The 12,582-nt window shown below is 44.2% G+C and carries 11 protein-coding genes; 10 read left to right on the top strand and 1 reads right to left on the bottom strand.

The features are described 5' to 3' along the window. The first annotated feature begins 16 nt into the window (after positions 1 to 16). From bcp to V6M43_RS11865, 7 genes are all read left to right on the top strand, one after another. The gene (gene bcp / locus V6M43_RS11895) at positions 17 to 481 is read left to right on the top strand and encodes a thioredoxin-dependent thiol peroxidase (protein WP_332735512.1); all 465 of its coding nucleotides are present in this window, start codon (positions 17 to 19) and stop codon (positions 479 to 481) included. 416 nt (positions 482 to 897) lie between these two features. Further along, positions 898 to 3,918: a ligand-binding sensor domain-containing protein gene (locus tag V6M43_RS11890; RefSeq protein ID WP_332735510.1), complete on the top strand. Its 3,021-nt coding sequence runs from the start codon at positions 898 to 900 to the stop codon at positions 3,916 to 3,918. Between the two features lie 54 nt (positions 3,919 to 3,972). Further along, positions 3,973 to 4,620, top strand: coding sequence for a response regulator transcription factor (locus tag V6M43_RS11885; RefSeq protein WP_332735508.1), 648 nt, complete (start codon positions 3,973 to 3,975; stop codon positions 4,618 to 4,620). Positions 4,621 to 4,726: 106 nt separating this feature from the next. Next, positions 4,727 to 6,004, top strand: a complete 1,278-nt coding sequence (locus V6M43_RS11880; protein ID WP_332735506.1) for a vanadium-dependent haloperoxidase — start codon at positions 4,727 to 4,729, stop codon at positions 6,002 to 6,004. Between the two features lie 75 nt (positions 6,005 to 6,079). Beyond that, the gene (locus V6M43_RS11875) at positions 6,080 to 7,789 is read left to right on the top strand and encodes a tetratricopeptide repeat protein (protein ID WP_332735504.1); all 1,710 of its coding nucleotides are present in this window, start codon (positions 6,080 to 6,082) and stop codon (positions 7,787 to 7,789) included. A 35-nt stretch (positions 7,790 to 7,824) separates the two neighbouring features. Beyond that, positions 7,825 to 8,196, top strand: coding sequence for a hypothetical protein (locus tag V6M43_RS11870; protein WP_332735502.1), 372 nt, complete (start codon positions 7,825 to 7,827; stop codon positions 8,194 to 8,196). Positions 8,197 to 8,266: 70 nt separating this feature from the next. Beyond that, positions 8,267 to 8,605: a DUF4157 domain-containing protein gene (locus tag V6M43_RS11865; RefSeq protein WP_332735501.1), complete on the top strand. Its 339-nt coding sequence runs from the start codon at positions 8,267 to 8,269 to the stop codon at positions 8,603 to 8,605. On the opposite strand, the gene V6M43_RS11860 is transcribed toward V6M43_RS11865, so the two are convergent. Continuing rightward, positions 8,602 to 9,345, bottom strand: a complete 744-nt coding sequence (locus tag V6M43_RS11860; RefSeq protein ID WP_332735500.1) for a biotin--[acetyl-CoA-carboxylase] ligase — start codon at positions 9,343 to 9,345, stop codon at positions 8,602 to 8,604. The two genes, V6M43_RS11865 and V6M43_RS11860, sit on opposite strands and share 4 nt — an antisense overlap. 123 nt (positions 9,346 to 9,468) lie before the next feature. On the opposite strand from V6M43_RS11860, the gene rsfS reads away from it, so the two are divergent. The 3 genes from rsfS (at position 9,469) to V6M43_RS11845 (ending at position 12,559) form a co-directional block, all read left to right on the top strand. After that, the gene (gene rsfS / locus V6M43_RS11855; RefSeq protein WP_332735499.1) at positions 9,469 to 9,831 is read left to right on the top strand and encodes a ribosome silencing factor; all 363 of its coding nucleotides are present in this window, start codon (positions 9,469 to 9,471) and stop codon (positions 9,829 to 9,831) included. 66 nt (positions 9,832 to 9,897) lie between these two features. Then, entirely contained in the window at positions 9,898 to 11,913 is a 2,016-nt protein-coding gene (gene ftsH, locus V6M43_RS11850; protein WP_332735497.1) for an ATP-dependent zinc metalloprotease FtsH, read from the top strand. 7 nt (positions 11,914 to 11,920) lie between these two features. Next, positions 11,921 to 12,559, top strand: a complete 639-nt coding sequence (locus V6M43_RS11845; protein WP_332735495.1) for a LutC/YkgG family protein — start codon at positions 11,921 to 11,923, stop codon at positions 12,557 to 12,559. Positions 12,560 to 12,582: the final 23 nt, after the last annotated feature.

Genomic DNA, 12,582 nt, shown 5'->3' with positions numbered 1-12,582 from the left:
AAGCCCACTCAAACCCATGACCCCTCTTAAACAAGGCGACAAAGCCCCTTCCTTCTCTGCAAAGGACCAGGATGGAAACCCCATCAAACTTGCCGATTATAAAGGAAAGAAACTCGTTATTTTCTTTTACCCGGCAGATATGACTCCAACCTGTACCGTACAGGCTTGTAATATGCGCGATAATTATTCCCTCCTAAAACACCATGGATTGGAGGTGATAGGGATTAGTCCGGATACAATTGAAAGCCATAAGAAATTTGAAAGTCGCCACCAATTGCCCTTTCCCCTTCTTGCAGACCCCGATAGGAAGATCATCGATAAATATGGCATATGGGGTGAAAAGCAGTTGTATGGCCGTAAATATATGGGCCTTCATAGAACAAGTTTTGTGATTGATGAGAAGGGAAAGATAATGAAGGTGTTTTTAAAGCCAAAGAGTAAGCAACATGCGGAAGAAATCATTGCCGCACTGGTAATTTGAGAACAAAGCGAATGAGTCCATTTTTGTGAAATAAGCCAATTAAATCATGGAATGAGCCAATTATTCCAGATAAATGAGCCATTTAACCTGTTTAAAACGTATCCCGCATCTCTTAAATTAAACTACTTCCGATTCATGAAACCTAAGCCGCTATTTAGTTTTGCCTGATTTTTTTATTTTTTTATCTGCCGGACATCTACCGATCATCCTCCGGGGATCCTCCGACATATAAGGCATTTAGAAGGCACCTGGAAGGCACCGGGACTATATCATCAACCACTGTTAGCTGACTCACGAAATATATTGGCTAAATTCATCATGCGAAGCATTCTATATTCGGAATGATCAGGATATAAAATTTAATTTAAGTGCGGGTAATTTATATCATATTATTCACCTGCTGCCACATATGGGGAATGGCCGAAACCCCTTCCCTTTTCTTTCGCCATATCACAACACAGAATGGACTGTCACATAATAATGTCAACTGTATATTACAGGATCGTCATGGCTTTACCTGGATCGGAACCAATGATGGCCTTAGCCGTTTTGATGGTACAACTTTCCGGGTATTCCGCCATCAGCCAGCCAGTGCTCAAACCATAAGTGGCAATATCATTATGGACATCTGTGAAGATGGAAATGGTTATTTATGGATTGCTACTGCCGATGGTGGTTTGTCAAGGTACGATCGCCACGCCGCCCCTGAAGCACAGTTTATTCAATACAGGCATAAGCCCGGTGATAGCTCTTCCATACCGGTTAATTCACTGAATGCGTTGTTACCCGACAAAAAAGGTTATATATGGCTGGCTACAAGCGGGGCAGGATTATTAAGATTCGAAATTTCTACCGGCCGTTTCCTGAAAGTTGATCCTTCATCCAGGAGAACATGTACTGATATTTGTTTTGATAACAATGGCATTATCTGGGGAGGCAGGCAGGGGGGGAGCTATTTTAAAGTAGATCCTGTTAGCCTCCAGGAGCAATCTGATCCGCTGTATCTTAATCCCTATATAAAGCTTCCCCATGTAACTATTACGCGTTTATATCTCGACCAGCGTAACGATATCTGGATGGGCTCATGGGACAATGCGATATATCGGTATAATAATAAAACCAAAGCAGAAGAAGTGCTGGCCAACGGCCGTGATGGACTTTCATTGGGTGAAGATGAAGCCACCTCTTTTGGAGAGGACGGTTCAGGGAATATGTGGATTGGTACAAAGATGTCAGGTTTAATACTGCTTGATCCTTCCACTGGTATTTACAGCCGTCATTACAGCAGTTTAAGCAGGAAAGGTGCCCTGGGTTCAAATACCATTAATTGTATCTATACCGACCCGCAGCAGAATATATGGATCGGAACAGATGCCGGAATCAACTTTTATGCCGGCGGTTTCAAGAGCTTCCGACAGGAATTTCTTCCTTCCCTCCCTGGATTTTATAATGAGATATCTGTAAATGATATTATGGTGATGGCCGATCAATCTGCCTGGCTGGCAACAAATGCAGGTATATTTATGCGCCACCCATCGGGGTTTGAATACCTTCCTGTTAGGAAAGATGATACATTATTAAATATTTCCGGATTTTTTAAAGATTCAAAGGAACAGTTTTACCTCGGAACCGATTATTCCCTATTCAGGTTTGATCCTGATAATTTCAGCTATAATCTGCTTCCAAATACCAGTAATGATATGGTAATGAAGCGTATCATCGCTTCCAGAATTGTATCCGTAGAAGAAGATTCTATTAATGGAAAACCTGCGTTGCTGGTATCCCCTTATGGACATTATATAGCTTATTATGATCTCACCTCAAACCGTTGGATAAGCAGGGGCGATTCAATTAACCAGATCATCAGTCGCTTTAACCTGGCTGATAATCTTATTCATAAAATCTATAAAGACCCTAAAAAACGTTTATGGCTGGCAACTGCCAAAAACGGCCTGGCACAATGGGATAGGTTTAGCAAACAATATCGTTATCACATCAATGATCCATCCAACCCATACTCCATTTCCAATAATCACGTGTATGATATGGCTGCCGGGGCTGGGGGAGGGCTTTGGGTTTCTACCTTTGGAGGGGGACTCAATCATTTTGATCCTGCATTGAATCGGTTTACTTATATAAGCAACACACCGAATCTGCTGGAAGGGATATGCACAGACCATAATCAAAGGGTTTGGATGATAGGTAATGGACAGTTACACCAATACGATCCCACAGAGAAACAAACACGGACCTACGCTTTTGAGGAGATTGAATCGGCCGGTGGAGTAAAAGGAGATATTTACCGCGATCAACAGGGTTATCTCTATGCCGGAGGAAAAGGATTCTATGTGCGCTTCCATCCCGATTCCATAGAATCAACCGTATCGCACCCGGAAGTAAAACTCACTGATTTCACCATTTTTGATAATTCATTCCTGCATTTAAAAACGGATGAAAACCAGATAAGGCTTGATCATACCAGTAATTTCTTTAACATCCATTTTGCGGCACCCTGGTACAAGGAGAAAGTGCATTATCAGTATATGCTTGAAGGTGTTGATCCAAGGTGGGTTGATGCGGGAGATCAGCAGGTTGCTCCTTACACACAACTGGGTGGTGGACGATACCGCTTTAAGGTTAGGTCAACCACGGTGCCGGGTATCTGGAATGAGCAGGCAACAATACTTGATGTAATAATTATACCGCCTTTCTGGCAACGTTGGTGGTTCTTTCTATTACTCGCAGCGGCCGCTGCAGGCTTGATTTATTTCATCTACCGTTATCGTATAAACGAATTATTGAAGCGGCAGGAAATAAGAAACAGGATCGCCCGCGATCTTCATGATAACATGGGATCTACTTTAAGCAGTATCTCTATTTACAGTCAGGTAGCAAAAATTTATAAGGAGCAGCAAAAGACAAAAGAGCTGGATGACACTCTCGAAAAGATAAGTGGTGCTTCGGGAGAGATGATCAGTGAAATGAATGATATAGTATGGGCGATCAATCCCCGTAATGACAGCATGGAAAAGATGCTGCAGCGGATGGAATCTTATGCCCGGCCTCTGTTGAAAGCCGGGGGTATGAATTTTGAGTTGAACTATCCCGACGAATTGAAGCACCTTAACCTGAATATGGAACAACGGAAAAATTTATACCTGGTTTTTAAGGAGGTAATCAATAATTCAGTGAAATATAGCGGCGGCAGCAACCTTCTGGTGGATATTTCAAAATCACACCAGTTTTTATCGATGCATATTAAGGACGATGGGAAAGGCTTTGATGTGCAAACCCAGCCTGTTGCCAATTTGCTAACGTTGTCGGGTAATGGCCTGCGCAATATGCAGCGTCGTGCTGCCGAAATGGGCGGAAGCCTTGAAATTACCAGTGCCGCGGGTGAAGGTACCCGTATCCTTTTCCGCTTTCCTCTCACCTGATTAGGGGATAGGTGAGCACCGGTTTTAAGTATACATTTGAAAAAGCTATAGCATATGGGATTACGCATCGCCATTTTTGATGATAATAAAAATATCAGGGAAAGCATAAAGATGTTACTTGATACTGTACCTGATTTTGAAGTGGTGGGATCCTATTGCCATGTTCTTGATTGTATTAGTGATGTTCGCGAATCAAGGCCAGATGTAGTTTTGATGGATATCGAAATGCCTGGAATGACGGGTATTGTTGCCGTGCATAAGCTTAAATCTGAATTTCCCAATATCCAGGTTTTAATGCAGACAGTGTTTGAGGATGATGACAGGGTTTTCGATTCCATTTGTGCTGGTGCATCAGGATATATATTGAAGAACCAGCTTAATACAAAGCTCGTTGATTTCATTCGCGAGCTCCAGTTTGGCGGCTCACCCATGTCGCCCTCCATAGCACGTAAAGTGCTGAACAAACTGCAGGAGATGCCACAATTTATAAGACCCGGTGAAGCTCCCGATTACCATCTCACTCCCCGTGAGAAAGATGTTTTGTCGTGCCTGGTAAACGGACTCAGTTATAAGATGATCGCTGCCGAACTAAATATCAGCTATGAAACTGTGCGGTCGCATGTCAAGAAGATCTATGAGAAACTACATGTAGCTTCCCTAACCGAGGTGGTTGCAAAAGCCATTAATCAACGGATCGTTTAAAATTATCAGGTGCTCACCAGATTAGGGTAGAAGAATCACTGTTTAGGTAATTGTAAGGCGCAAAGTTGAAATGCATATTTGTGTTTCAAATTTAAACCTTGATGTTATGAAAAAGATTTTGAGAACAGTGATGCTGGGATTAGCGGGAGCGGTTTTTTTAACTGCCTGTACCAGGGATGAAATTCCTGCTAAGGCGAAGGACCCTTTACCAAACACTTTGATCCTTGACTGGAACCTCGTAGCGTTAGAGGCGGCTGGTGGAATTAACTACCAACTCCCGCTGCAGGGCTCCAGGATAAACGCAATGGTACATATTGCCATGCACGATGCACTGAATGCAATCGATCCTGTTTATGAGCAATATACTTTTAAAGGCGATAACCGGAAAGCAAGTCTGGAAGCGGCTGCAGCTGCAGCGGCTCATGGCGTTTTGAGCGCATCTTTTCCTGAAAAAAGGAAGATGCTGGATTCAATGCTTTCTGTTTCGTTGAAATCTGTTGGGAACAGTGAAAAAAAAGATGCTGGCCTTGAGATCGGCAAGGCCGCTGCAGCAGCTATTCTTGCCCTTCGTGCTGATGATGCAGCCAATGCTGATCCCGTTGGTCCGGTTGCTGAAACAGAAATGCCGGGCATGTACAGGCCTGTTCCCCCTTTTAATTTTCTTTTCGCCCCACAGTGGAAAACGATGAAATTGTTTGCACTGGAAAAGCACGACCAGTTTCTTCCCCCACCACCACCTGCGCTTAATAGTGCGGAGTATGCAAATGCCTTTAATGAAGTAAAGAGAATTGGAAGGGCGCACAGTGAAAGCAGAACAGCGGCACAGTCGGCATATGCAAAATTCTGGTATGAATTTTCTGAAATCGGCTGGAACAGGGTTGCCCGTATTGGAGTGAAGAACAAAGATCTAGGTCTTATGGCCACTGCAAGGGTATTTGCGTTGCTTAATATGGCATTGGCAGATTCCTATTCTTCCGGCTGGCACTCAAAATATCACTACAATTTCTGGCGGCCATATTCTGCTATCAGGTTGGCCGATACAGATGGTAATGAACTTACAGATTCCGATATAAACTGGGAACCTGCTGAACCTACGCCACCTGCGCAGGACTATCCATCAACGCATTCGGTGCTCGGCAATGCCGGTGCTACTGTACTTTCTGAATTACTTGGGAACAACATGCCATTTGTAATGAATTCTTCCACCGCAGTGGATAAAACAAGTTACCGGCAATTCAATAATTTCCTGGATGCGGCTAACGAAAATGCCGACTCACGGGTAATGGCTGGTATCCATTTCCGATTTGCCAGTGAGGCCGGACAAAAAATGGGAAACAAGATCGGGGAATGGGTGGTGAATAACTATTGCAGACCGGCAAAATAAAGTGCAGTCACCTATTTAGGGTATTGCCCCTTTCATTTAATTGTATCAATTTTAGTAAAACCAAAATATTGCAGTATGAAATCACTGATCCTGACAGGCAATTTATTGCTGATGGTATTGTATTACCTACTGTCAACACCGGTTAAGAAGGTTGTGGAAGTTAAGAGGAGCGCTGCTGTTTTTTGTTCTCCTACACTGGACCTTGCAAAACTAAATGCAGGTAAAGGCCCGCTTATTCCTGGCTTTACGTGTATCAGCTATGACATAACATCCCGTTCAGATTCTGCGAAGATGTTTTTCAATCAGGGACTTTCCTTATTATATGCATTCAATCATGGCGAATCAGGAAGGTCATTTAAAACAGCAATAGAATTGGATAGTACTGCGGCCATGCCTTATTGGGGACTGGCCATGGTACTTGGACCAAATTATAATGCGGCGCTTAACCCCGTGGCTTTAACAGATATAAATACAGCAATCAATACAGCTAAAAAACTGGCCACGAGTGCTACTGAGAAGGAAAGGGAGTTGGTGGATGCTATGGATTCAAGGTTTCCGGAACAACCTGTAAGTGACATGACTCCTTATAATGCTGCCTATGCATCGGCCATGGAAAAATTATATGAGAAATATCCGGACGATAAAGAGATCGCAGTATTGTTTATTGATGCGTTGATGAATGAACATCCATGGAATCTCTGGTTGAAGGATGGAACTGCACAGCCATGGACGCCAAAGATCATCAACACCATAGAAAAAGTGCTTGAACGCTGGCCTGATCATCCTGGTGCAATACATTATTATATCCATGCGATGGAGGCTTCGAAAACTGCAGGTAAGGCCAGCGCCTATGCCGATAAGTTGCCGGCTATGATGCCTTCTGCGGGCCACCTTGTTCATATGCCCAGCCATATTTACATACGCACAGGTGAGTACCACAAAGGTGTATTAGTAAATGAGCAAGCCAGTGAGGCCGATAGTAATTATATCAGCCAGTGCAAGGCTTCAGGGTTCTACCCGATGTTATTATATCCGCATAATATACATTTTCTGGCTGCCTGTGCTTTTCTGGAAGGCAATAGTAAAAAGGCGATAGAAAATGCCTGGCGGGTTTCGGCTACTGCCGACCGTAAGTATCTCGATGAGAATGTAACTGTTCAGCATTTTTATAGTATTCCATTTTTTGTACTAATTCATCTTGGCCGTTGGGATGAGATATTGAAGTTGGAAAAGCCAGGTGAAAAACTGATCTATCCAAAAGCCATCTGGCATTATGCAAGGGGGATGGCATATGCTGGTAAAAAAGAGATGGCATTGGCAAAGGCGGAACTTGAAGAAGTACAAAAATTACTCAAAGGGGAGGTGCTAAAATCACAGCTGATCTGGGATCTCAATACTGCTGCTGATATTGTATCAATTGCAGCCAATGTATTGGAAGGCGAGATATATGCACAGCAAAAAAATTATGGGAAGGCGATTCCATTATTCAGGAAGGCAGTGGCAATTGAGGATAAGTTGAATTATAATGAACCGCCGGATTGGTTTTTTTCTGTGCGGCTCACATTAGGATATTGGCTGTTGGAGGCAGGCAACCATAAGGAGGCGGAGTCCGTTTATAATGATGACTTGATGACTTTTCCCGAAAACGGATGGGCGCTGAAGGGTTTGTATAATGCTCAGATGGGGCAGGGCCTGAACGAAGCAGCTGCGCAAACAAATAAGAGATTTGAGAAAGCATGGAAATGGGCTGATATCGAGATAAAGTCATCAAGGCATTTCAATTGAAATGTTGACTCTCCATATCACCTAAAACATCCATCATGAAAATGAAAATGACGGCAGGCATGCTGGTCATGCTTTCGCTTACAATTATTATTTCCTGCAGTAAGAGTTCTGATGATCCGGGCCCGGGCGGCAATCCGGGTGGTAATGATGAATGTCCAACTGAAACACCCAAATTTTCAACCAGTATCAGTGGAATCATTGCTTCCACTTGTACGGCATCAGGTTGCCATGGTGCGGGAAGCCTGAATGGTCCGGGGCCGCTACTTACTTATGAGCAGATCTTTGCAGCGAGGACGGCTATCCGCCAGGCGGTAGTAAGCAAAACAATGCCAAAGGAGGGAAGTCTTTCCAATGCGCAGATACTGGCAATTTCCTGTTGGGTGCAGGCTGGAGCACCGAACAATTAGGCGCCAGATTTAAGGAAAGATAGGCTTAGTCTGGGATTGCATAATTCCGGCCCGATTGTATATTTATGCGGTGAATTACAGAATAAGGGAAAGATCATTTTGGGCCAGGTTGGCAGCAAGGAAGATGGGGTCAGAAAAGATGGCCATGGTATTGGGAACAACTATTCACCTGCATAATACCAGTGTGGAGGAACTTCTTCGAAACCGGCGCTGGCTGAGGCATGAGCTGGCACATATACGTCAGTTCAGGGAGCTGGGGTTCATCCGGTTTCTCTGGGAATACCTGATTGAGTCAATGCGCAAAGGCTATTACCATAACCGCTTTGAAATAGAAGCCCGTGCCGCCGAAATAGATGATAGCTATGATAGCTGGGTGTATGTAGGGGGAAATTCTGCCCGAACATCTTAAACCCAGTCGATTTCTCCTACTGCAAAACTTCTTTCGAGTGTATCTTTTGTAAACAGCTCGCCATACCGGGTTACTCCCATGATGGTAGTTTCGAAGATTGCACTGTCTTTACGAATTCGGGCAATCATCCCGCGCATAAAAAGAATATTGTTATAATCTTCCAAAATTTGGTCTGAACGTGCGGCCATCAATTGTTGCCAACGTTTTTCAAGAGCTTGAAAAAGATCGGCCAAACAATGCATCAGGTCAAAGTTTTTGCCGGTGATTTGTTTCAGCGAAACCGGTTTTTTTGCCATCGGGTCAAATTCCACCTGGTTGATATTGATTCCTATACCTACAATGGCAAACTGCCAGTTTGAGCCCGACCACAGGTTTTCGATCAGGATACCCCCTGCCTTTCTGTCACGCCAGTAAAGATCATTAGGCCATTTAAGGGAAACTTCATCACCGGCCAGGCTGCTGAACCAATCGGAACAGGCGAGTGCCATGGCCATGCTGAGCATGAAAGGGGCGTTGGGGTTCAGTATAGCGCAATCGAGCACGATGCTGACCATGATGTTTTCGCCCGGGCGTGTGACCCATTGCCGGCCGCGTTGCCCTTTCCCGGCGGTCTGTTCCTGCGCAAAAAACGCCTCCCCATGACTTGCCAGTCGGGCATGAACCCTGCCCATGGCATAGTTGTTGGAGCTATCTACTGACTCCAGCACAGTGAGCGGTTGGCCGATATGTTGAACGGGCATGGCGTTGCGTAAAAGTTTAGTTACTTTTGATCGTGGCGAATGTAGTATTTTCAGTTTTTTGATCACTAAAAGAATAGATTATTGGAACCATTGTCATCTTTAGCTTCTCGTCAACGCAGCAGTGTGACCCGCTTATCCAAGAACGCTAAGATTCTCAAAACCATTATTAAAGCCATACAGGACAAGAAAGGCGAGCATATTGTTTCGCTCGATCTCAGAAAGATCCATGAGGCTGTATCGGATTTTTTCATCATATGCCAGGCCAGTTCCACCACTCAGGTTAAAGCCATTGCAGATGAAATTGAACACCAGGTAAAGGAAGAAACGGGTGAGAATCCGTATCGCCATGAAGGCCAGCAGGCGGCACAATGGATCCTTATTGATTATGTGAATGTGGTGGTTCACATCATGCAACCGGAAACGCGTAAGTTCTATCGCCTGGAAGAAATGTGGAGCGATGCCCCCATGACCGAGCACAATTTGTAATAATAACAGGTCCTATTGAACAATGGGACCCTTTTTGCATTAGTAATTCTTATAGTTTAATAATATATGTCACAGGAAGATTTGAAACCAAATGAAAGGGGGGGATTTAACAGGATGCGACCGAGACCGGATGGAAGCAATGACCCGCGTAAAGGACCCAAGTTCAATATTTATTGGATATGGGGTGCACTTGCGGTGATATTACTTGGATTTAACCTTTTCAGCACTTTTACACCAGAAGCCAAAAGAATCAATTTCGACATCTTCAAAATGGAGATGCTCTCAAAAGGCGATGTGGAGAAGATCGTGTTGATCAGTAATAAAAACCTTGTTCGCGTTTTTATTAAGAAGGACAGTCTGAAGAAAGATTATTATACCTCAAAGCTTCCCAAGAATTACAATGCTGCAACTGATAAGGGGCCGCAGTTTGAGTTCACAATTGCGAAGCCTGAGATTTTTACTGATGATCTGCGCGACTTCTATACCAAGAATCCTGAAGTAAAAGAGGTTCCGCGTATTGATGATACCGAGGGCGATTGGCTTGCACCGATCTTCCAGTTCATCCTTCCCATTTTCGTTATCGTACTCATCTGGGTATTGTTGATGCGTAAGATGGGTGGTGGCGGCGGAGGTGGTGCCGGACCCGGTGGCATCTTCAATATCGGAAAGTCAAAAGCACAATTGTTTGATAAGGGAACCAAGGTCAATATTACTTTCAATGATGTGGCGGGATTGGATGAAGCGAAGGTTGAAGTGATGGAGATTGTTGACTTCCTGAAGAATCCAAAAAAATATACCAACCTCGGCGGTAAGATCCCTAAGGGAGCCTTACTGATTGGCCCTCCGGGAACAGGTAAGACCCTGCTCGCCAAGGCGGTTGCCGGTGAAGCGCAGGTGCCTTTCTTTAGCCTGAGCGGATCTGATTTCGTGGAAATGTTTGTGGGTGTTGGAGCAAGTCGTGTACGTGACCTCTTCAAGCAGGCACGTGAGAAAGCACCATGTATCATTTTCATTGATGAGATCGATGCCATTGGCCGTGCGCGTGGAAAGAATGCAATCATGAGCAATGACGAACGTGAAAGCACGCTGAACCAGTTGCTGGTTGAGATGGATGGATTCAGTGGAGAGAGTGGCATCATTGTACTGGCCGCAACCAACAGGCCTGATGTATTGGATAGTGCGTTACTTCGTCCCGGACGATTTGATCGCCAGATATCTATTGACAAGCCCGATGTAAAAGGTCGTGAAGCTATCTTCAAAGTGCACCTGAAACCAATCAAAGTTTCTGAGCATGTTGATATCCATAAGCTGGCAGAACAAACACCTGGATTTGCGGGTGCTGATATTGCCAACGTGTGTAATGAAGCAGCGCTTATTGCAGCAAGGAAAGGAAAGGAAGCTGTTGATATGAGTGATTTCCAGGATGCGGTAGACCGTGTGATCGGGGGACTGGAGAAGAAGAATAAGATCATTTCTCCTGATGAGAAAAAGATCATTGCATATCATGAAGCAGGTCACGCCATCTGTGGCTGGTATCTCGAGCATGCATATCCGTTACTTAAAGTTACCATCGTTCCGCGGGGTACTGCCGCCCTTGGTTATGCGCAGTATACGCCGAAAGAGCAATATCTCTACAATACCGACCAGTTGCTCGACCAGATCTGTATGACACTGGGTGGACGGGCTGCTGAAGATATATTCTTTGGTAAGATATCAACCGGTGCCCAGAATGATCTTCAGCAGATAACAAGAATGGCCTATTCAATGGTAACGGTATATGGAATGAATGATAAGGTTGGAAATGTAAGCTTCTATGATCCGCAGCAGGAGAATAGCTTTACCAAGCCATACTCAGAAGAAACATCCAGGATCATTGATGAAGAGGTGAGAAATCTGATTGATGCTGCTTATCTGCGTACCAAGCAATTACTTACTGAGAAAAAGGCACAGGTTGAAATTCTCGCGGAGAAATTACTTGACAAGGAAGTGCTTTTCCAAAGTGACGTTGAGCATCTGATCGGAAAGCGTCCTTATGAAGAGAAGAAAACACTTGATGTAGAGGAAACACCATCCATCGTATAAGAAGCATATGAACATATCCGCTTCAAAAGAGAATATTTTAAAGAAGATAAGGAAGGCGTTGAGTGAATCAACGCCTCTTCCTTTTCCTTCAAGCGAAGGAAACACTTCGGTTTACCAGCCGCAGCGGGAAGAACTTGAGATGTTGTTTGCCGAAAACTTTACCAGGTTACAGGGCAAATTCGTGTTTTGCATTGACCAGGGGGAGCTGGTATTCCAGTTAAAGTACCTGTTTGAACAGGCAAATCTCAAAAAAATCTACTGCCGGGAAACTGGTTTGCAGAAACTCTTTGCAGCGGAGAATAGTAACTTTTCTTTTACTGATGATTTACCGGGGTGCGATGTAAGTATTACCGGTTGTGAATACCTGGTGGCACGAACTGGTACTTTAGTAATGAGTTCGGCACAGGAAAGTGGAAGAACGACCAGCGTATATGCCCCTATACATATTTGCATAGCTACTACCGACCAGTTAGTATATGATATCCGCGACGGTCTCAAAGGGATCAAAGAAAAGTATGGACGCAACATTCCATCCCTGATAACATTTGCTTCTGGTCCAAGCCGCACTGCCGACATAGAAAAAACGCTTGTTGTAGGTGTTCACGGTCCCAAAGAAGTTTACCTTTTTTTGGTCGATAAGTTATAGAACTGCTTCACAGCTTTGCCTAT

The sequence above is a fragment of the Flavihumibacter sp. genome (assembly GCF_036676075.1).
Taxonomy (GTDB): domain Bacteria; phylum Bacteroidota; class Bacteroidia; order Chitinophagales; family Chitinophagaceae; genus Flavihumibacter.
The sequence above is the reverse complement of the archived record's forward strand: the minus strand, read 5'-3'. Positions and strand labels throughout refer to the sequence as shown.

Bases quoted from the DNA above. Each gene is read 5' to 3' on its own strand.
- V6M43_RS11880 (WP_332735506.1), top strand. From the start codon at position 4,727: ATGAAAAAGATTTTGAGAACAGTGATGCTGGGATTAGCGGGAGCGGTT.
- V6M43_RS11870 (WP_332735502.1), top strand. From the start codon at position 7,825: ATGAAAATGAAAATGACGGCAGGCATGCTGGTCATGCTTTCGCTTACA.
- V6M43_RS11885 (WP_332735508.1), top strand. From the start codon at position 3,973: ATGGGATTACGCATCGCCATTTTTGATGATAATAAAAATATCAGGGAA.
- V6M43_RS11890 (WP_332735510.1), top strand. From the start codon at position 898: ATGGCCGAAACCCCTTCCCTTTTCTTTCGCCATATCACAACACAGAAT.
- V6M43_RS11875 (WP_332735504.1), top strand. From the start codon at position 6,080: ATGAAATCACTGATCCTGACAGGCAATTTATTGCTGATGGTATTGTAT.
- V6M43_RS11860 (WP_332735500.1), bottom strand. From the start codon at position 9,345: ATGCCCGTTCAACATATCGGCCAACCGCTCACTGTGCTGGAGTCAGTA.
- V6M43_RS11845 (WP_332735495.1), top strand. From the start codon at position 11,921: ATGAACATATCCGCTTCAAAAGAGAATATTTTAAAGAAGATAAGGAAG.
- ftsH (WP_332735497.1), top strand. From the start codon at position 9,898: ATGTCACAGGAAGATTTGAAACCAAATGAAAGGGGGGGATTTAACAGG.
- bcp (WP_332735512.1), top strand. From the start codon at position 17: ATGACCCCTCTTAAACAAGGCGACAAAGCCCCTTCCTTCTCTGCAAAG.